General features: G+C 42.6%; 18 protein-coding genes and 4 tRNA genes. 13 read left to right on the top strand and 9 right to left on the bottom strand.

The genetic code is table 11. From position 1 onward, the window contains the following. Positions 1-111 precede the first annotated feature (111 nt). Positions 112-1506, bottom strand: coding sequence for a glutamyl-tRNA reductase (gene hemA, locus PCRYO_RS00985; protein ID WP_011512562.1), 1395 nt, complete (start codon positions 1504-1506; stop codon positions 112-114). Positions 1507-2220: 714 nt separating this feature from the next. On the opposite strand from hemA, the gene PCRYO_RS00980 reads away from it, so the two are divergent. From PCRYO_RS00980 to PCRYO_RS00935, 10 genes are all read left to right on the top strand, one after another. Then, the gene (locus tag PCRYO_RS00980; RefSeq protein ID WP_105575682.1) at positions 2221-4140 is read left to right on the top strand and encodes a tetratricopeptide repeat protein; all 1920 of its coding nucleotides are present in this window, start codon (positions 2221-2223) and stop codon (positions 4138-4140) included. A 184-nt stretch (positions 4141-4324) separates the two neighbouring features. Next, entirely contained in the window at positions 4325-4963 is a 639-nt protein-coding gene (gene lolB, locus PCRYO_RS00975; RefSeq protein ID WP_011512560.1) for a lipoprotein insertase outer membrane protein LolB, read from the top strand. A gap of 95 nt (positions 4964-5058) precedes the next feature. Next, positions 5059-6027 (top strand): 4-(cytidine 5'-diphospho)-2-C-methyl-D-erythritol kinase, encoded by a 969-nt coding sequence (gene ispE / locus PCRYO_RS00970; protein WP_011512559.1) that lies wholly within the window; start codon positions 5059-5061, stop codon positions 6025-6027. A 167-nt stretch (positions 6028-6194) separates the two neighbouring features. Beyond that, positions 6195-6270: transfer RNA gene (locus PCRYO_RS00965), tRNA-Gln, on the top strand. Positions 6271-6512: 242 nt separating this feature from the next. Then, positions 6513-6588, top strand: a tRNA-Gln gene (locus PCRYO_RS00960). A gap of 110 nt (positions 6589-6698) precedes the next feature. Further along, entirely contained in the window at positions 6699-7646 is a 948-nt protein-coding gene (locus tag PCRYO_RS00955) for a ribose-phosphate pyrophosphokinase (RefSeq protein WP_011512558.1), read from the top strand. A 432-nt stretch (positions 7647-8078) separates the two neighbouring features. Next, a complete protein-coding gene (locus PCRYO_RS00950) occupies positions 8079-8753 on the top strand; it encodes a 50S ribosomal protein L25/general stress protein Ctc (RefSeq protein ID WP_011512557.1) in 675 nt (224 codons plus the stop codon). 159 nt (positions 8754-8912) lie between these two features. Then, the gene (pth, locus tag PCRYO_RS00945; RefSeq protein ID WP_011512556.1) at positions 8913-9494 is read left to right on the top strand and encodes an aminoacyl-tRNA hydrolase; all 582 of its coding nucleotides are present in this window, start codon (positions 8913-8915) and stop codon (positions 9492-9494) included. A 99-nt stretch (positions 9495-9593) separates the two neighbouring features. Then, positions 9594-9974 carry an aspartate 1-decarboxylase gene (gene panD, locus PCRYO_RS00940; protein WP_011279481.1) on the top strand — a complete coding sequence of 127 codons (381 nt, stop codon included), beginning with the start codon at positions 9594-9596 and terminating at the stop codon, positions 9972-9974. Positions 9975-10184: 210 nt separating this feature from the next. Beyond that, positions 10185-11174 carry a calcium/sodium antiporter gene (locus PCRYO_RS00935; RefSeq protein ID WP_011512555.1) on the top strand — a complete coding sequence of 330 codons (990 nt, stop codon included), beginning with the start codon at positions 10185-10187 and terminating at the stop codon, positions 11172-11174. 42 nt (positions 11175-11216) lie between these two features. On the opposite strand, the gene PCRYO_RS00930 is transcribed toward PCRYO_RS00935, so the two are convergent. The 3 genes from PCRYO_RS00930 to PCRYO_RS00920 all read right to left on the bottom strand — a co-directional run bounded on the left by PCRYO_RS00930 (position 11217) and on the right by PCRYO_RS00920 (position 12394). After that, the gene (locus tag PCRYO_RS00930) at positions 11217-11870 is read right to left on the bottom strand and encodes an RDD family protein (protein ID WP_011512554.1); all 654 of its coding nucleotides are present in this window, start codon (positions 11868-11870) and stop codon (positions 11217-11219) included. Between the two features lie 174 nt (positions 11871-12044). Then, positions 12045-12121 (bottom strand) — tRNA-Arg (locus tag PCRYO_RS00925). Between the two features lie 183 nt (positions 12122-12304). Then, positions 12305-12394 (bottom strand) — tRNA-Ser (locus PCRYO_RS00920). A gap of 247 nt (positions 12395-12641) precedes the next feature. On the opposite strand from PCRYO_RS00920, the gene PCRYO_RS00915 reads away from it, so the two are divergent. Further along, positions 12642-13436 carry a hydroxymethylpyrimidine/phosphomethylpyrimidine kinase gene (locus PCRYO_RS00915; protein ID WP_011512553.1) on the top strand — a complete coding sequence of 265 codons (795 nt, stop codon included), beginning with the start codon at positions 12642-12644 and terminating at the stop codon, positions 13434-13436. Positions 13437-13559: 123 nt separating this feature from the next. On the opposite strand, the gene PCRYO_RS00910 is transcribed toward PCRYO_RS00915, so the two are convergent. After that, positions 13560-14129: a YggT family protein gene (locus PCRYO_RS00910; protein WP_011512552.1), complete on the bottom strand. Its 570-nt coding sequence runs from the start codon at positions 14127-14129 to the stop codon at positions 13560-13562. A gap of 121 nt (positions 14130-14250) precedes the next feature. Next, positions 14251-15084: a pyrroline-5-carboxylate reductase gene (gene proC / locus PCRYO_RS00905; protein ID WP_011512551.1), complete on the bottom strand. Its 834-nt coding sequence runs from the start codon at positions 15082-15084 to the stop codon at positions 14251-14253. A gap of 218 nt (positions 15085-15302) precedes the next feature. On the opposite strand from proC, the gene PCRYO_RS00900 reads away from it, so the two are divergent. Next, positions 15303-15824: a GNAT family N-acetyltransferase gene (locus PCRYO_RS00900; RefSeq protein ID WP_011512550.1), complete on the top strand. Its 522-nt coding sequence runs from the start codon at positions 15303-15305 to the stop codon at positions 15822-15824. A gap of 10 nt (positions 15825-15834) precedes the next feature. Here PCRYO_RS00900 and tilS read toward each other — a convergent pair whose 3' ends face one another. The 3 genes from tilS to ppx form a co-directional block, all read right to left on the bottom strand. Then, on the bottom strand, positions 15835-17445 hold the full coding sequence (gene tilS, locus PCRYO_RS00895; protein ID WP_105575681.1) for a tRNA lysidine(34) synthetase TilS: 1611 nt from the start codon (positions 17443-17445) through the stop codon (positions 15835-15837). Positions 17446-17583: 138 nt separating this feature from the next. Next, on the bottom strand, positions 17584-18387 hold the full coding sequence (locus tag PCRYO_RS00890; RefSeq protein ID WP_011512548.1) for an acetyl-CoA carboxylase carboxyltransferase subunit alpha: 804 nt from the start codon (positions 18385-18387) through the stop codon (positions 17584-17586). Between the two features lie 228 nt (positions 18388-18615). Then, a complete protein-coding gene (ppx, locus tag PCRYO_RS00885; RefSeq protein WP_011512547.1) occupies positions 18616-20142 on the bottom strand; it encodes an exopolyphosphatase in 1527 nt (508 codons plus the stop codon). Positions 20143-20547: 405 nt separating this feature from the next. Between ppx and PCRYO_RS00875 the strand changes: the two genes are divergently transcribed. Beyond that, positions 20548-20952 carry a DUF962 domain-containing protein gene (locus tag PCRYO_RS00875; protein ID WP_011512546.1) on the top strand — a complete coding sequence of 135 codons (405 nt, stop codon included), beginning with the start codon at positions 20548-20550 and terminating at the stop codon, positions 20950-20952. Positions 20953-21037: the final 85 nt, after the last annotated feature.

Genomic DNA, 21037 nt, shown 5'->3' with positions numbered 1-21037 from the left:
ATATCGTCATAACAGCTCGATATTAGCACTGATAATGCAGGTTGACAATGCTATGTTTGCGTTAAAACCATACTGATACAATTTCTTATTTTTGATGATAAAAGGCAACTATCAGTGATTCCGATGGGCGTCTTGTAGACCTGATACCACAAAATCGAGTAATTCATTGTCACCTTCGCGTGCCGCCTTACGCATGAGCTTGGAGGGCGCATGGGTCAAGTTTTGCGTTAAGCGCCGCGTTAGCTCAATCATAATATCTTCAGGGTTAGCACTATCGCCATGCAGCTCTGCGATAGACGCCTGCAATAGTTTGTTTACCTGCTCATGAGTACGCGTGCGATATTGCTGAATATCCTTGCCTACTTGGCGTACTTGAAAGCGGCGATCCATCTCAACCACCAATTGACTGACCAACAGCTCAGCATCTACTGCTGCTTGCCGACGTTGTTCGATATTACCGGCTATCACATGTTGTAAGTCATCGACAGAATATAGATAAACGTCGTCTATCCGGCTGACAGTCGAATCAATATCACGCGGCACCGCCAAGTCAATCATCAGCATCGGCTGATAGCGACGGCTTTTCAGTGCCCGCAGCGTCATGGTTTTATCAATCAATATGTCCATGCTACCGCTACAGCTGCTCACAATATCGGCTTCTGCCAATACTTGTGGCAGCTCTTGCAGCGTTCTGACTTCGATCCGGCGATTGGGATTGCGCAGCTCAGCCGCTAACGCTTCTGCGCGTTCAGGATTACGGTTGCAAATAATAACGCGACCGACTCCAAGACCTGCGATATGCGTCGCTACCAAGCGGTTCATCTCGCCAGCGGCTACCACCAGCAAAGTACGACTTGGCAAATCATCAAAGATTTGCGTCACCAGTTTGGCAGCAGCATAGCTAAGTGATACGGCTTGTGCGCCAACTTGGGTCTCATTACGTACTCGTTTTGCCGCTGCAAATACCTGATCAACAATCCAACCTAGCTGATTGCTAAGCGCTTTTTGATCTTGCGCCATATGCACAGCGCGCTTGATTTGCCCAAGTATCTGCGGCTCACCCAATATCATAGAGTCAAGACCTGCAGCTACTCGTAGCCAATGGGTTAAGGCATGCGTATTACGATGGACATACAAATAAGGGTCAATCTCATCCAGTGATAATTGCTTAAAACCTGCAAGCCAAGTTTTAATTTTTAGGATGTGAGCGCTGATGATAGTCGATGAAAGGTTGGCGCTATTGTTAGCCGTCATACTAGACTCTATAACTGAAGTCTCTACAACTGCTGAGGCTGAATTTGGCAATAACGTATGTGGTGATAATATGCTTTCTGGGACCAATGCATAAATCTCTGTCCGGTTGCAGGTGGAGACTATCACGCTACCGTCGCTAAAGCCTTGTAGCTGCGCAAGTGCGATACTGACCTCGTCACCGACAAGCGCCAAGCGCTCTCGTAGAGCGACTGGTGCAGTTTTGTGATTGACCCCAATGACCACTAATCTCATTATTGACAGACCATAAATATGATATTCACTCGCCAACCAAACACCTTTAGCGGTTTTTAAAAAATTAAAATCCCGTTTTTCAAAGACAGCTTTTGACAAGAAATCTTTGAAAAATAGCTTTTAATAGGCAACTTTGAAAGTAAAATAATAAAAAGCGCTTATTATATCATTATTGATAGCTTTATTTAACACTCACCTCTATAAGCCAGCACTTTGTCTGTATCTGGGCGCATGGCTTACAAATCAACTGTAATTACTGGTTTAATATTCTAACATTTGCATATAGGTTTACTTAAAGCTAACAATGTTACCCTTAAATTCGGGTGCTACTATAGTTGATCCACCACTTTTAAAAGAATACAGAACTACTGGGGTTGATTATTCGCAGCCTCTGTCTGCGTAGGCACAGCAAGCAAGAAAAATTAACCCCAGTAGTTATTGATAACATTTGTATTTCTTTTATTTAGGACTGTCAATAGAATAAATTTACACTATTACTGATGCCTAAGTAACACGGCTGCTATTGTGTATCCCTTCATGCTACTCTTATAATGTTTGACATCATTGTTCGTCACAGATATCTGTTTTTAAAACGATTCTAATAAACCCAGCCTTCTATGCTGCAAATCCTTTTACTAGGCATAGAAACAAGGTCAGAATAGGTAAATACTGCACGCTATGGTCTTTTTTGGGTCTTCATTTAGACGACAATCTATGCATAATGCTCAATCTAGCCTTAGTGCTTTGTTGCATGCTCTCATTGATCGGCTATGCCAACGTTATAAGCTAGCGTTTTCGTTGGCGGTTTGTTTGTGCCTAGGATTCCCTGCCCATGCTGACCATGCCATTGTCTCACCAAACATAGCTTTGCCCAAAGTCTCTCCTACTAACATTAGTAGTGCCACCGTTACCAGAACCATTAATGCCTCTAGTCAAGTTATTAACAGTCACACACCAGTGACTAAAAGCATGGCTAATAAAAATTTGATAACTGATGCCTCGATAACCGAAGGTAGTCCGTCATCTGACCTCAATAAAATAAGCAATGAACCAAGCTTGTATGCCTTATTAGATGCAGAATTTTCTGCAAATCGTGATGATACCGAGCGTGCGCTGATTATCTATAAGCAGCAATCATTTAAACAAGACGCCACAGCCGTATTTGAAAGAGCGTTAAGCTTATCATTACGTAATGACAGGGTCGAAGAATCTTTACAATTTGCCAAAGCATGGCAAGATGAAAACCCAGACCATGTGCCGGCTTGGTTTTATGTCGCTCATTTGGCACTGCGAGCGCACGATTATGAGTTGGCAGGCGAAACTCTAAATCGCATCTTGAGCTATGATCCTCGCGCCGACCTTAGCGAAATTCTGATTGGCATTTATCCAAACAGCGATGATGATAAGCGAGAGTTACTCGCCGCTCTGCAACCTATCGCAAGTGAACAAAACGCCTCGCTGTCAGTCTTAAAAGCTGGCTTGCTTTATCAGTTTAATGAACCTGAGATTGCCATCGTTCATATCAATCGAGCAGTTGAGCGCCAGCCGGATTATGTGCCTTTTATTACCTTAAAAGCAGATATCCTGCGCAAAATCGAAACGCCAGAAGCAGTCATTGAGTATCTCAGCCAAGCACGCTTGCGTAATGCTGACAGTAAGAATCTATACTTGTATGAGATTCGCTATTTGCTTGATTTAAAACAGAATGAGCAAGCGTGGCAGCTGTTATTAGACGCTCATCAGCGCTTTGCCGATGATGCTGAGATTACCTTATTAGCGGCGCTGGTTAGCTTAGATATCGAAAAATATACTAGTGCCGATCAATTGCTTAATACGCTTGCCAAAAATCCCGCTTATTTAGATCAATCTTATTATTATCTGGGCATCAGTGCCGAGCGTCAGCAAAACTTTGAACAAGCCAAATACTACCTCAATGCTGTCATGCAAGAGGACTTGGTATTGGAAGCTCGACGAAAAGTGGTCGCATTAGACTTACTCAATAATAATGTTGATGCCGCTATCGCAACGTTAGAAAAGCTGCGTAAAGACTTTAGCGTCTTCGCTCCTGATAGCTTTGTGCTACAAGCGGATATCTTATGGCAACAGAATGAACCTGCAGAAGCCTTACGCCTATTAACTAAGGCTGCTCGTAAATACCCTGATAATGAGATGCTGCTTTTTGCACGCGCCCAGCTCCTTGATGATAAAGAGGACTATATCGTCAAGCGTACCTTACTTAATCACTTGCAAGCGCTTGACCCCAGCAATCCTGCTTATCAGCTGAGTTACGCCCAGTTATTGCTGGCCAATGAGCGTGGTTCTGAGCAAGGATTGACGTTGGCGACAGCGATCATACAAATACGCTACGATGACCCTCGCTATGACAATGAGCTGCACCTGCAAGCTCTCAATGTACTGGCAAGTAATGCGCTGGCAAACGAGAATTATCAGCAAGTGATCGACTATCTGCAAACGCCTTACGATGTGCTCCCTACTTTACGCTCAGGGACATTGCTATTACGCGCTTATCAAGGCTTAGGCGACAATGAAAAAGTTGACGCTTTACTTGCCGACTTGCAGCAGCGCTTCTCATTTGGGCAACACAATATCAATGACCGTATACAATTGTATTAATAACAAACGATATAATTAATAAGCAATGGCATAGTGCTTCTAAGTCCTCGAATACGACATCCTATTATTACAAGTCATGTATAAGAAGCTAACAGCCACGCATAACTGAGTAACAAATAACACTTAAGCTAACCTGCTCTCGAAACAAAAATTTTGCAAATTTGTCCATTTTTGAGGAAACATCATGTCTACCCTGCGATCTTTTTATAAACCTAATAAACTGGCCCTATTTGCCGCTATGACAGCAGCAATGGTAATTACCTCTGGCTGTCAGTCTATGAAGACCGCCAACGCGACCAACCAGCCTAGCACAACCATTCAAGGTCAAAATACTGAGCAACCAAAGAAACTTGAGAGCTTTAATATTACAGGTAAGATTGGTGTTACAGCGGCTGCGAGTGATACAACAGGGGCTCAAGGCGGCAGTGCATTTTATGCATGGGGTCAACAGAATGATCGCTTTGCCATTGAACTCATTGGTGCATTAGGCATTGGTAAAACCAATATCGAATACAATGGTCAATCTGCGACTTTGGTGAGCGAAAAAACCGGTACTTTGAATGCGGCTGACCCTGAAACCCTGCTCAAAAAAGCCACCGGCTGGCAAGCGCCTATCTCTCAGATGCCTTACTGGATTTCTGGACGCCCAGCGCCTTCAGACAGCGCACCACAGCTTGATGCCCAAAATCGTCTAATTAGCTCGGTAAATGGTGAATGGCGTGCCAGCTTTAGCTACAAAGGCAATGATAAATTACCAAATAAGATCAGTGCCGTTCAATCGCAAGGCAACAAAGTTGTCATGACAATCGATCATCAAAAGTAATAGCACCAATAGATTTGATCGCTATTGCAAACAGCCATTTCTATAAATGGCTGTTTGCGTTTAAAAATTGCACTTAAGAATTGTGACCATCATTTATGACTAAAAACGCGACTTCTGCATCGGTTATTACTCGCCTATCACCAGCAAAGATTAATTTATTTTTGCATATTACTGGTAAGCGCGCTGATGGTTATCACAATTTGCAAACGGTGTTTCGCCTGCTCGATTGGGGCGATTATTTGCATTTTTCAGTAGCAGATGAATTAATAATTACTATTGATAGCGTAGCAGACAATAGCGCTGTAGATAATAGTAGCCTGTGTGGTCAGCTGCTTACGCTAAGTGGTGCCGACACCATAACCAGCAGCATAGAGGACAATTTGATCTTTAAAGCGGCTAATGCCTTACTGGCATCTGCCATAAACTCAAATTCGCTACCTAAGAATCTACCGAAAGTGTCAGTGAGGTTAGATAAGCACTTACCGATGGGCGCAGGCTTAGGTGGTGGCTCATCCAATGCTGCGACGACATTATTAGTCTTAAATAAAATATGGCAGATTAATTTTGATCAAGATACGCTTATAAAAATTGGCGCAAGCATTGGCGCTGATGTGCCGATATTTATTTTTGGACAAGATGCTATTGCGATGGGCATTGGCGAAGAGCTGACAGCGATTGATTTACCTGAGCAACAGTATTTAGTATTGACCCCTAAAGCTCACGTTAATACTGCCGAGCTTTTTGCGCACTCCAAGCTACAGCGAGATATCGCTCCGCTATCAATTAAGACCATTCAAAACCATTCCAATGACTATGTGCAACATTTAAACACGCCTTATCAAAATGTCTTTACGCCAGTGGTCACCAATCTTGCTCCTGCCGTCGATGAAGCACTACGCTATTTGCAAGAGTTAGAGACTCAAGCACTGAGCACAGCAAGAATGACTGGCTCAGGTAGCGCAGTATTTTTGCCTTTGGATGCAGGTGTGATATCTGATAAAGCGCGTTTGGCAAAGTGGATTGAAGAGGCGCCCTGTCCTGCCTATTTAGTTCGTAATTTATGAGTTAGATTTGAGCTATAGTGTGAAAATAAGAGGACTACAAATACAGCGTAAAAAGTTTTATGGATTCAATACCCGTTTTATTTCTGACCTATTTTTTAATAAAAGCTATAAAAAGGCGCAAATGACTTGCAAAATCTGAAAATTTAATTATAATAGGTCGCCTCAATAGGGGTATAGCCAAGTTGGTAAGGCATCAGGTTTTGATCCTGACATCCGTTGGTTCGAGTCCAGCTACCCCTGCCATTTTTAAGCTCAAAGCATTAGATGTGTACTTATTATAAGCAGTTTATAGACAGTCGCTTATCTTATTGACATTGACAATGTTATCCCAGTTTCGGTATAGTTCGCAATGAACACCGTTAGGGAAAAGTTATGTTTTAGACGATTTTTCTGTTTATGAGATAACGAACAGGTCGTGACGCTATTCTAATAATGACTGTTAAAAAGTTGCTTTTAGATATCGACGTACACAGCCTAGACATTACAGGGGTATAGCCAAGTTGGTAAGGCATCAGGTTTTGATCCTGACATCCGTTGGTTCGAGTCCAGCTACCCCTGCCATTTTTTACTGTAATAGTAGTCATCAATCTTTTTCACCACTCTTTTCTGAATTTGAGCAGTTTGACACTGCTTAGCGGTCGCTGCTTGAGTCAATCAATAGGACTTCTGTCATGCCTTATTTGGCGATTTTTACGGGCAATGCCCACCCAGAATTAGCAAAAACCGTAGCCGATCATCTCCATATACCTCTTGGTAAAGCTGACATCACGCGTTTTTCTGATGGCGAAATTGCCGTAGAAATCAAAGAGCACGTGCGTGGTAAAGACGTGTTTATCATGCAGCCTACTTGTGCACCGACCAACGACAATTTGATGGAAATCATGATGATGGCAGACGCTTTGCGTCGCTCTAGTGCTGGTCGTATTACAGCAGTCATGCCGTATTTTGGTTATGCCCGTCAAGACCGTCGCCCTCGTTCAGCTCGTGTGCCTATCTCTGCTAAAGTCGTTGCTGACATGTTGAACATCGTTAGTATCGATCGTGTGATGACCGTTGATTTGCACTCAGATCAGATTCAAGGTTTCTTTGACATCCCAGTCGATAATATCTACGGCACGCCTGTATTGCTTAACGATCTACAAAAACAAGATTATGACAACATCATGGTTGTCTCTCCTGACGTTGGGGGCGTGGTTCGTGCACGTGCGATGGCTAAGCAGTTGGGCGATACTGACATGGCGATTATTGATAAACGTCGTGCCCGTGCCAATGAGTCGCAAGTGATGCACATTATTGGTGACGTCCGTGACCGTGATTGTGTCATCGTTGATGATATGGTCGATACGGCTGGCACGCTATGTAAAGCTGCCGAAGCGCTTAAAGCAAATGGCGCACGCCGCGTAGTGGCTTATATCACCCACCCTGTCCTATCTGGTAATGCGCTTAAGAACATCAGTGAATCAGAATTGGATGAGATTGTCGTTACTGATACGATTCCATTGTCTGATGCTGCCAAAGCTTGCAGCAAGATTCGTCAAGTGAGCATCGCGCCAATGTTGGCTGAAAGCTTACGCCGTATTAATAACGAAGAATCTATCAGCGCCATGTTTGACGCTTAAGAGTTATCGTAGATTGAAAAAAGCGCTAAGTTTCATTACTTGGCGCTTTTTTTATTTAATGATTTTAATTAACAGTTTTGCACTGTTGTTCGTATAGGTGTTTTTCATAACGATCTTGCATAAGGGTTTTGCCCAGCTATTTTACGTAGGTCTTTCTTATTATTAGCTAATCACGTATAATGCGCGCCTGTGCTGACCGTTTTTTATGATTTAAAACAGTCGGTATTATTAAAAGTGCTGATCACGTTTAAAATAATGATTTTCTTGATAATTTTTATGATGGCAATCATTAGGTTAAGCACATGGCTAGATTTGATTATCGGCGTTTATCACGCCCGACAAATACTAGCTATCATCACGTATTAGTGGATTGGTCGCAAATCCACTTTTTTATGACCAGACACTTCATCATTTTTTTATAGGATTACATCCATGACTATTAATCATTTTGCATTAAACGCAGTTGATCGTTCTGCTGAGCTTCAAGGTAAAGGTGCGAGCCGCCGCCTACGTAAGCAGAACCTAGTTCCTGCTATCATCTATGGTGGTGGTGAGCAGCCAACAGCTATCTCTATCAAAATCAATGAGCTAGTAAAATCACTAGAATTTGAAGCTTTCTTCTCACACATCTTGACTTTGAATGTAGATGGCGAAGAGCATCAAGTAGTTATTAAAGACTTGCAACGCCATCCTGCTAAAGGTTTCCCAATGCATGCTGACTTCCAGCGCGTTGTGAAAGGTCAGAAAATCAACATGAATGTTCCTGTTCATTTTTCTGGTCGTGAAGAAGCGCCTGGTACTAAAGCTGGTGGTGTTCTATCAACACTAGTAACTGACATCGAAATCGTTTGCATACCATCACAGTTACCTGAATATCTAGAAATAGATGTATCTGGTATGGAAATTGGCGATTTGTTCCGTCTATCAGACATCACTCTTCCTGAAGGCGTGGTTATTGCTGAGCTTGAATTAGAAGATGGTCATGACCGTACGATCGTAAACATGCAGCCACCAACGGTTGAAGAAGTTGACGAAGCTGCTGAAGTTGATGCCGCTGACGTACCTGCGACTGAGCAAGGTACTGACGAAAGCAAAGACGGCGAGTAATAAACCGGCTTTATATAGCGACTTATTGTTGTCTATATAATGTAAGGTTTGTTCAGTCAAAAAAACGGCAGGTGATGAATATCTCCTGCTGTTTTTGTAAGTAAGGTTTGAGAAATCAGACCTTACCACTCATTTATTATAGTCAAGCAGGGTGTTTTTATGGCCATAAAGCTTATAGTCGGTCTTGGTAATCCGGGTCAGGAATATATGTTTACGCGCCATAATGCAGGATTTTGGTTCGTCCTTCATTTGGCTCAGCAGTTTAATATCACTCTCGCCCCCGACAAAAAATTCCATGGAGTGACAGGACGCGGGCAGATTCATGGGCATGACGTGCGTCTATTGATGCCGCTGACTTTTATGAATAAATCAGGTCAGTCGGTCGTGCCCATGGTTAAATTTTATGGCATTGATAATGACGAGCTGTTAATCGCCCATGATGAGCTTGATATTCCTGCTGGTAGCATCAAACTCAAAACTGACGGTGGTCATGGCGGTCATAATGGTCTGCGTGACATAACCCCCCATATTGGTAACGACTTCCATCGTCTGCGTGTGGGTATTGGTCATCCGGGTCACAAGTCTAAAGTCAGTGGTCATGTGCTTTCAAAAGCTGCGCCAGATGAGCAGATTGCTATTGATAGTGCATTATCTGCTGCTTTTGACGCCCTGCCTTTGCTATTAGGCGGTGATGTCGAAAAAGCACGTTCGCAAATTAATGGTTTTAAATTACCTGAATGAATGGTGTTTCAATTATAATAGCCTTTTATTTTAGCAAGTTAATCCCCATTAACGTTTTGATTTGACTCATTTATATCCGTTACACTAAGGAAGCAATCTATGCTACTTAATATGCTCAAGTGCAAATTACATCGTGCCCGTGTTACTCATGCCGAACTTCACTATGAAGGCTCATGCGGTATCGACGGTGATTTGTTAGACCTTGCCGGTCTGCGTGAAAACGAATCTATCGACATCTATAACGTCACCAATGGCAAACGCTTTCGCACCTATGCTATTCGCGCTGAAGCGGGCTCTGGTATTATCTCCTTAAACGGTGCAGCGGCTCATATGGCAGACCTAGGCGATATCGTTATCATCTGTGCCTATGCACATTTTGATGAAGTTGAAGCGTCAACGTATCAGCCAAGACTGGTGTATTGCAATGAAGACAATACAGTTAAAGACACCGCAAATATTATTCCAGTACAAGTGGCCTAAGAAAATCATTTAAGAACTTGTTACATAAACCATGAGTAAATACATGGTCACACGGTTGCCATTTCTGTCAAAATCCCATTAAAATACTTGTACTTATATCGAAGCTGAATCCAGATTGTGATTCAGCTTTTTTTTATGCCATTTTTATATGACATAAGCTTGCTCAAAATCCAATATCTGTTTTTTATCTCTAACGAAGGAGTTATCTAAATGTGGTTGGCAGTTATTGCAATATTGATTGGTCTTGCGATTCTTGTTTGGAGTGCCGATGTCTTCATTGATGCCGCAACAGCATTGGCAAAAAAGTTTAATGCGCCCAGCTTCTTAATCGGGGTTATCATATTAGGAGTAGGCACATCTGCCCCTGAGATGGTCGTGTCTGCATTGGCAGCATTGGAAGGCAGCCCTGAGCTAGCACTGGGTAATGCGTATGGCTCTAATATCATCAATATTGCTTTGGTCTTGGGTGCAACGGTACTCATTAGCCCTATTATCATTCATAAAGGTGTCATCAAGCGCGATCTGCCAATACTGGTAGTCATCACTGCATTGGCAGCGTGGCAGCTTCGTGATGGGCTATTAAGCCTAACTGATGGTCTAGTACTATTGGCATCATTGGTTATTGTGTTGGGAATTCAGATCATTCTTAGTTTACGTGAAAGCAAATCAAATGATGAAGAAGCTACCACAGAAAATTTGAGCGGTACAGAGGACAACCATCCTAGCTTGATGCGCGGTTTAGGCAGTTTAGGCAGTTTAGTCATTGGCTTATCAATGCTGGTAGCAAGCTCGCAAGCCATCGTCTGGGGCGCCGTTGAGCTGGCAACGTTTTGGGGATTGAGCGAGCTGATTATCGGTCTGACTATTGTTGCTATTGGAACCTCGCTGCCTGAATTGGTCGCAAGCTTATCAGCCGCACGTAAAGGTGAGCACGACATGGCACTGGGTAATATTATCGGCTCTAATATATTTAACACCTTGGGCGTCGTTGGTCTCGCAGCGCTTATAGCGCCAATCACAGTCAGCCCAATTATCTTATCACGTGATATATTGGCGATGGGTCTGGTCACGCTCTTACTGGTAGCTATGGCGGTTTTTGCCTTTATGAGTAAGCGTCCATTCGGTCGCGCTTCTGGCTCGACTTTGGTCTTATTCTTTGTCGGCTATACTTTATGGTTGATGCAAACAGCCAACATGTAAGGTTTAAAATATGTTGACAGACTATGGCAATGATAATGCGGTTTATTTTCCTCGCTTGCGGTTTCTAATCACTCGCCATAGTCCTTCATTCTCTGTTTTTGGCATTTTTAAGGTAATGGTATTAGATAGCATATCTTGCACTGCGAGACCACGTGAGTTGAATAGGCAAAAAGCATAATTAAAAACAAAGCCCAGAAAGACACTGGTCAATAAAATAGCGCGCGAGCCACCGATGACACTACCAATGAGGCCAAATATAAGTGGCATGATACTAGCTGCTAGAACACGCTTAAAGGATTGCCCCCACGTGAGCAGATGACCGTTGTTATTAACGGTTTTAAGCCGCCAAGTCTGCATACCTAATGTCTGCCCACCACGACGCCAGAACAACCCATAAAACCCTACCAACGTCAGGATAAAAGAGGGTGTCATAATAACGTTTTGATACCATGTTGGCAGTGATTGAGCTTGTGACGACTCGCTACCCGTCTCCATCGTCAACAAGGTGCCAATCACCGTCAGCACCGTCCCTACCAAAAATAATAATGCTAAAATCAGCATACCATCATAAAGAATCGCTGCCATGCGGGTGCTGGGTTTAGCAATCGCTAGCTCTTCAACCTCAGAGGTATGAGGTGCAGATTTTTTGGCTTTAGCAGCGGATTTAGACGGGCGTTTGGATAAACTCTTTGACATGGTACCAGCTCATAGCAAGCAATGAATAATAGCGCTATTGTACCGTAATTCAGGCACTTATCGTACACTATACTCAGGATAGTCGATTGGATATGAAGAAATCGCAGACGTAAAAAAACCGCCAAATTGTCATAAGACAGGCGATTGATTTAGTAAATAAGCGATGATGTAAAATGGTGCGCTTGGAGAGATTCGAACTCCCGACCCCTTAGTTCGTAGCCAAGTGCTCTATCCAACTGAGCTACAAGCGCGTACTTTACACATCATTTACTGCTTTGTTAATAACAATTACAGTAAATTAGGTTGGTCATTATATAGATAATTTCGCTTGTGTCAATATCTTTTTTCGTTAAAATCAAATTAATTTTTGTTTTAACAAAACAGAAGATAATTAACGCTGTTTTCGCGTGATTACTCTAATAACAACGAATAAATGGCGGTGAAGGAGGGATTCGAACCCTCGATACGCTTACACGTATGGTTCCTTAGCAGGGAACTGGTTTCAGCCACTCACCCACTTCACCTAACGATTTAAGACACTTATCAAAGTATTTTTTATAAAAACACCTCTTTAAACATAGTATTGATGCTAACAATACGTCTTATGCCGTGGGCGAGTATTATAGCAAAGCCAAAACGAATTGCAAGCATTGTCTGTCCTTTTAATCATGCTTTTTGCATAATTATCGATTTATCGGTCTTTATGGCTTTTTTGACAGTAGATGGCTATAGTATTTACCACTTATTATAAAAGATATCAAAGGATGTGTTATGCGACCAGTCGTATTGTGCTTTTCAGGCTTAGACCCCTCAGGCGGTGCTGGATTACAAGCGGATATAGAAGCCATCGGTCAAGCAGGCGCTCATGCTGCTATCGCTTGTACGGCTATTACCATACAAAACTCGCAACAGGTATTTGGCTTTGAAGCATGTACGGCAAGTTTGGTCAACTCTCAAGCGGTAGCAGTGCTCGATGATTTGCCTGTTGCCGTCATCAAGTCAGGCATGCTTGGTACGACTGACAATATTGCTATGCTAAGCCAATTATTTGCTGACGAGATTATTGTTAAGGGTACTCCTTTTGTATTGGACCCAGTATTGGTCGCCAACAGTGGTGGTAGCTTAGGCGATGAGCAGACGCTAGTCAGCGCCTTTAAACAGCTGCTACCCTATGCCACCTTGATTACCCCTAACACTCATGAGCTGCGCGCCTTGAGTGGTGAACAAGACTTACATATAGGTGCTCAGAAGTTATGTGCACAAGGCACTCATGCAGTACTGGTCAAAACCTCACACGACTTCGATAGCGGTGATATTGAGCAGTATTTATACATAAAAGGCGAGATGGTACATAAAAGTATCTTGCCACGCCTAAAAGGCGAATTTCACGGCTCTGGCTGTTCACTAGCGAGCTTTATCGCTGGGCGCTTAGCGATGGGTGATGCGCTTATCGAGGCAGTAAAAGCGGCGGATAGCTGGATTACCAAAACGCTGCGTGCCGCTGATGCACCGCACCCTGAGGATGCTAAAGCGCAATTGATACCCAACCGCTTTATGCGCTTTTAGCACTTAGTATTTATCATATAATTTTATCTAAATAACGAACATAAAAAAGGCACTCTATCTTGTATAGAGCGCCTTTTTTATTTGAAATTTTATTATCCCGAAAATCTTTTTAACTTAACTGGCTTAACCTAACATCGGCATAAAGCTTGATGCCAAACCACCGATAAAAATTTCGAGTAGGTAAAAGGCGAAAAAGGCAATCATCGGTGATAGGTCAATCATCCCTAAGTTTGGCGTAATACGACGAAACGGTGCCAAAATAGGTTCTGCTAAATTTACAATAATACCGATAAGCGGATGCTGAGACTGTGTAAAAACCACAATCCAGCTAACGATGATAGAACCTATCACCAAGTAGCGGCACATGCGTAAAAAGTCTAAAACCAAGCTGATAGTACCGGTAAAAAACAATGGGACTGGCGCAATACCCTTATGTGTTAATGCTGCTTTTCCTGCGATATCAATCAGACGAATCAAAAACATCAGGACGATGGCAGCGATACTAATACGACCTTGTGCAACGGTTGGAAAAATACGTCCAAAGACATCGACGATATGGGTCGCTTTATAGGCAGGCGCAATCATAGGATTGCTGGCATCCATCCCTGCAAACTGTAGCATAAAACGAATAAACACCAACATCATGGCGAAGGTGGTGACCAAATCAAAAATTTGCAATAACATGTTGTTCATGAAGCGCTACTCAATGTGACATTATTAACAGGTTTGAGGATGACGAATGTCATTATCAGGCATTTATTATAACCAGTCAGAGGCCGCATTTTATAAAATACTACCTCTATTATAAAGATGATTATTTGCTCATCTCTTCACTCAAGGCTTGGCTGCGATCATAGCACGCTTGCATGGCTTCACCAATTTGACGACCAATGTCATTGGCTTGCATTGATTCAATGGCGGCTTGGGTTGTGCCGTTTGGTGAGGTCACTTTACGACGTAGCTCGCTTGGCGCATCTTCGCTACCCATTGCCATTTTTGCCGCGCCCAACATGGTTTGCATGGCAAGCGCGGAGGCCTGCTCTTTATCCAAACCTAAAGCCACTGCCCCATCAACCATAGCTTCAATAAAGTAAAACATATACGCTGGTGCTGACCCTGATACGGCGGTTACCGCATGCATGTGTTCTTCATTATCGACCCACATGACCAATCCTGATGCTTCCATGACCGCCGTTGCCAATTGCTTCTGTTCAGCAGAAATATTATCAGTACCGTACAGACCCGTTGCACCCATTTGAATCATTGCAGGGGTATTTGGCATTGCACGGACGATATTTTCACAGCCACCCAACATGTCAGATAAAAGCTCAGTCGACAAACCTGCTGCCACTGAAATCACCAGCTGTTTGTCTAAGACATCCGCAAAGCTACTGACCACCGCTTTCATCACTTGCGGTTTGACCGCCAGCACCACAATGTCAGCATCGATAACGGCAGCTTTTGCATCAGCAGTTGGATCAACCGTGTTCAATCCTTTAGCAGCCAATTGCTCACGCGCCTCACTACTAGGATCAGCAACGGTAATTAAACTCGGCTTGATGCCGCAGCTGACAAGCCCACTAATCAAAGCCTGCGCCATATTTCCGCCGCCGATAAAGCTGATTTTCTTATTATCTAATACTGACATACATGTCTCCTATTCAAAAAACCAAAGGTATTCAAACTAACATAATGATAGGTAAAATGACACTCAGTTTACCATACTGCTACTGGCGCTGTTCGGGAAATTCAAAGGCTAACTAATAGTACTACCGTTTAATTGAGATACTAAATTAACATCGAATATCACACAGCTTACCTGTTAGATTAAAAAGTCGTTTAGGTAAAGTGGTACAGGGGAAAAATATGTTTTGCATTTGTAAAGCTCATTCAAAAGATTTTGCGGATATTGCTCATATCCATTGCAAAAGTTGGCATGACGCCTACTTGGGTCTACTACCTAAGTCTTATATCAATAATCAAAACAACCTTAGTGAAAAAACAAAAATGTGGCAGGAAGTGATCACTCATCCGGATGTCATCATTTGGATAGCCTATGATGCTAATCATAAGAGCCTGGGATTTATTGGATATTTTACTAAAAATAATAGCTATGAAATCACGACTTTATATGTTTTATCAGAATATCATGGGCTAGGTATAGGCAGTAAATTGATGAAAAGGTCATTACAAGCCATATTGAGTTTTAATATCAATGCAAATTTTTATTTATGGGTATTAGAGGATAACGCGTCTGCTATTCATTTTTATAAAAAATTTGGCTTTGTCTATGATGGCGAAAAGAGTGAAGAGCACTATAAAGATATACAAATAGTAGATATCAAAATGATCAAAAAAAATGAAGATCTACCCTACTCAAGGCTTTGAGTAACAAACATCAAAACGAGCTAGGTACGGTTAAACAGCTGCTAATAGCACTTTCTATATAATGAGGATTGCTTTCTAACAACTTATCAGAAGCTAACACCCAGTTTTCAAGAGGTGATAATAATAAAATAGGTTGTTCTATCGGGCAATCGTTCTCTAAAAGCTCGTTTTCACTACTTTCTTTATTTATCAAAGTCACGCTAACGACTACCAAACTCTCACGCATCCATGATGGAATACCTAAGGTTTGATAGAGCTTTTTGCCCGATTGTGGACGCGACGCCAATGCGGTTTGCACACGCTGATTGCGATCTAATGGCGCAAAGGTAATCCTAAGCTTATCTTTATCGCTTTCTACTTTATAGCTTTCTAATAGTGGCATTACTTCATTTGGCAGAATCTGTAATTGCCAAGTGAATTTATCATCATTGCGTAGATTAATTGGAACGGGTTGTCTTCCAGTTGTATGAATATCTGCCCCGATAAGATTAGACTCAGTATGAGTAAACAAGCTCTGCGTCTGTTCGGCAAGCGGCAACTCTAACCATTTGAGCCAGTCGCTACTTAGACGATAAAGCTGCTGACGATAACGGCGAATAGTATATGACTGTTTGCGTCCTTGCCAAAACAGTTCCGTTTGATGATCATGATCATGACGCTGGCTTAAGCTCAATACATCATCGACAAGCTGCTTAGCAGGAGGTAATGGCTCATCTTGACCAAGCCAATAATGCAATAGTTGTCGTTGGCGATAAAGTGGTAGTTTTTGTAGTTCATCTATATTTAGCACACGCTGGGCAGATGGTAGCTGTAATGATATTACCTCTGTCTGCTTTAAATCCTCTGCCGCTTGTGCCTTAACCGTTAATTGCGCATCGCTTAGTAGCTGCGCGCTACGCGCTATGTTATCAATAACGTTAGGATTGTATTTTGCCAATACTGGCATGATGTCACGGCGCAGTCCACTACGGACGTTATCACCGCCGTCATTGGTGGGATCATCGATATAAGGCAGCTTTAGGCGCTTAGCATATGAGCTAATACTGGCGCGCTGTACAATGAGCCAAGGTCGCCATACTATGATGCGATGCGCGTCCTGCGTTTGTACACGCCACGGATGCATACCCGACAGACCATTTACTCCTGCGCCTTGAATCAACCGCATCAACACAGTTTCAGCTTGGTCATCAGCATGATGGGCTAATAGTAATACATCATCTTGATTGAGTTGCGCACGCATCACATCATAACGTGCTTGGCGTGCGGCTTGCTCATCATGTCCATTTACGTGTGCCTGCAAAATAGTGCATGGTATCTTTTGAGCCTTTGCCCAGTTAGCAACATGCGCAGCCCAAATAGCGCTATCCGCTTGCAAGCCATGGTTGACATGCAATAGTTGCGGCAAAAATGGCAGTCGACCTTGCTGATAGAGTTGCACACATAGCGCTGCCAGTGCCAATGAATCACGCCCACCACTACAGGCCAGCCAAATTCGCCGACCCTGTAGCTGCTCGCCATACTCAGCCATACTGGTCAATAATGCCTTTGCCAAATTATCGTCAATCGGCAGTTCAGCTATTGGCTCAATAGGATGTGGTAGGATTGCACTGCTGCTCATCATTGACCTTATCTCATTAGTTAGTATATGAATTAATTGACAAAAAAAAACGCGCCATAACATGACACGTTTTTATTTTAACATTAAGCGTAAGCCTCTAGTGCTAAAAGCTGATTGTCAACTATTTAGACACAGGACATACTAGCAAGGCAACATGACTTCTGAGTTAAACGATTTGAATTTCTCATAACGTAGCTCACAACGCGTATGGGTATCTAAATCTTTCAGCTCATCCAATTGCTCAACCAATAGAGCTTTTAATGCCGTCATTACTGGCTGTGGCTGAATATGAGCACCCTCACCTTCGTCGATGACCGCATCAATCAAGCCCATTTGATACAGATTGATAGCATTTAACTTTAAGGCTTCACTGGCATCTTGCGCTTTTTCGGCAGTTTTCCATAGAATAGAAGCGCAGCCTTCAGGAGAGATGACTGAATAAATACTATTTTGTAGCATATTCACTTTATCACCAACGCCAATCGCCAATGCGCCACCTGAGCCGCCTTCACCAATAATGGTGACGATGATAGGCACTTTTAAACTAGAAAACACAGCAATGCTTTCAGCAATGGCTTGTGCTTGTCCACGCTCTTCCGCGCCAATACCCGGATAAGCTCCTTGGGTATCAACAAAGGTCATAACCGGAATATTAAAGCGCTCAGCCATTTTGACCAAACGAATGATTTTTCGATAGCCCTCAGGGTTTGCCATACCAAAGTTATGCTCAATACGCTCGCGTGTGCTGCGACCACGGTGTTGACCAACAACCATCACTGGCATACCGTTTAGGCGTGCAAGTCCACCAAGGATTGCCTTGTCATCAGCAAAAGCGCGGTCGCCATGCAACTCATCAAATTCGGTAAACAGCTGATTTACATAGTCCATAAACAATGGACGTTTGGCATGCCGTGCAAGCTGAACGCTATCCCAGACGGTACTCATAGACGCTTCCCTTTCTTAGTTATACTTAATAGAGCTATGTTCAATATGGTTATATTTAATAATAACATCGTTATCGGCTTTAGGATAATAAAAGTACAGTTGTAAACTCAATAAAAACTATAATAGCACATCTTATATGCCATAACATTACCGACAACACCGCTTTTGTTATGTTATTTCTAACCACATTAATCAAGTAATCTACTAACAGTTTTAGCTGATAAAAAATTAAACCTCAATGACGCTTAGTTTGACGCCCCATTTGGCAAATTGTTCTATTTCAGTCTGCAAATCAGATAATAAGAAAGCGTAGTGCTCGCTGCTATCACCAACCATGATTTGCCAATGATTGTCATCATCTACTTTTAATTCTAATGTTGGTAATTCATAATCACTGCGACTGTGATGTGCCAGTACTGCCAAACGTAGCAGCAAGCACAGATAAACGAGCTGATCACCGCCGATAGTACACGTTTGCTCTAACATATCTGCTTTGAGCTTACGGCGATGATTTAACATCAGCTGTGCCATACGTTTTTGATCGACTTGTGAAAAACCTGGAATATCAGAATGTTCCATCAAATACGCACTGTGTTTGTGATAGCTACTATGAGCAATCGCCAGCCCTATCTCATGTAAAAATGCAGCTCGCCTGAGTAGATCGCCATCTTCCGTACTGAGTCCAAGTTTAGTTTGCACTTGCCCAAAAAGGTGTCGACTGGTTTTGACTACTTGCTTAGCCTGCTTTTTATCGCCTGAATAGCGCTTAATCAGTGCCAATACACTGCGGTCACGTACGTCTTCACTGGCAAATCGTCCAAGCATATCGTACATGACACCTTCGCGTAGCGCGCCATCTGAGTAAGTAATAGCATCTACGCCCAACACCTTCATGACTGCTCGTAATACCGCAACGCCTGCTGGAAATACGGCTTTACGGTGCTCTTTGACGCCTTCTAAATCAATGTCATCAACGTTGCCAATTTTAAGCAATAATCTTTCTAACTTTTTAACACCTTTATAAGTGATGCGCTCTTGCTCGTCTGCCCAGCCTTTTGAAACAAGGACGTTACGTACCGCTTTAATCGTACCACTCGATCCAATGGCGCTGCTCCAGCCTACTTTTTGGTAGCGCCCATTGATCGCCAGTACTTCTTTGCGCGCAGCCGATATGGCGTTGTTAAAGGCTTCTTTGGTAATTTGCCCATTAGCAAAATACTTCTGCGTAAAGGCAACACAGCCCATCTGTAAGCTCTCGGTCAATAATGGATCAAACTCTTGGCCAATAATAAACTCTGTTGAGCCGCCACCAATATCGATAACCAGACGCTTGTCACTACTGGCATTGGTATGCGAGACTCCTAAATAAATCAAACGCGCTTCTTCTCGTCCCGCGATAATCTCAATAGGCTTGGGTAAGATTTTATTGGCACGGCTGATAAAATCATTGGCATTTTTGGCTTGGCGTAAGGCGTTGGTCGCAACAATACGAATACGCTCCGGAGGCACCGAATCTAGACGCGCCACAAAGCGGCTGAGACAGTCTAAACCGCGCTGCTCCGCTGCTGCACCCAAAATATTATGCTCATCCAGTCCTGCAGCTAACTGAACTTTTTCAGACATAGACACCACTTTTCGCACTTCACCATGATCGAGGCGAGCAATGGCTAAATGAAAACTATTGGAGCCAATATCAATGGCTGCCATCAGTTCATCTTCTGCGAGTGGTGGATTTTTTAGGTTGTCTTTGGGCATAAGTAAGGTCGTTACCGTGTCAGATCAAAAGATAATTAAAAGGGTTTAGGCTTTTAAAATAGAAAGTACGTTGGATTAAAGTAAGGACTACCATATATAAAAAAGATAATAATCACATAAATGATGGCAAGTTTTGCCATTAAAACATTTATGCCAAACGCTGGCAAGTAAGCGAAAACAACCGCTAAACAGCGGCTAAAAACAGGATAGATACTTTTTGAAGCAAAAAACATCTTCTACCCTTAGCCATTATTTGTTCAATATTGGCTTGCTACCACCACTATTGTCTATATTATAATAGAGAACAAGTACTTACCTATGAGCTTTATGGTATCAAGCTATTTCATTCTACTGACAAGACTCATTACGGATAGATGAGACATAACCTACAAGGAAGCCAAATCGATGAATAACACCCCTACGCAAACGTCACAAACTAAAGAAATTACTGCTGAAAAAGACAGCCAGAACAATCTGATAAAAATGGATAGCTCAGACAAACCGTCATTTTATGACTTTTATCTTGATGAGCATCAAAATATGGCTTGCCGTCGATTGCATTTTGCAGGCAGTAGCTTTGGGTTAATTGGACTGGCAAAATCTGTTAAGAATCGCTCAGCAAAACCCTTACTTAAAGGTATTGCCGCAGGATACGCTTGCGCTTGGGTCGGACATTTCTTCTTTGAAAAGAATAAACCCGCCTCTTTTAAATTTCCTTTAAAAAGCTTTGCTAGTGATTTTCGTATGTATGCGGATGTGCTGCGAGGTAATTTAAGTCTAAGAGACCGTAAGTTTGATAAAGTGCGATAAATACAACTTCCTTTATTATTCATAAAAAAACCAGCACAGTAATCTTGTCACTATGCTGGTTTTTTTAGACGCCTAAAACTACTGT

The organism is Psychrobacter cryohalolentis K5 (assembly GCF_000013905.1).
Taxonomy (GTDB): Bacteria; Pseudomonadota; Gammaproteobacteria; order Pseudomonadales; family Moraxellaceae; genus Psychrobacter; species Psychrobacter cryohalolentis.
This window is presented reverse-complemented; position numbering and strand designations above follow the sequence as displayed.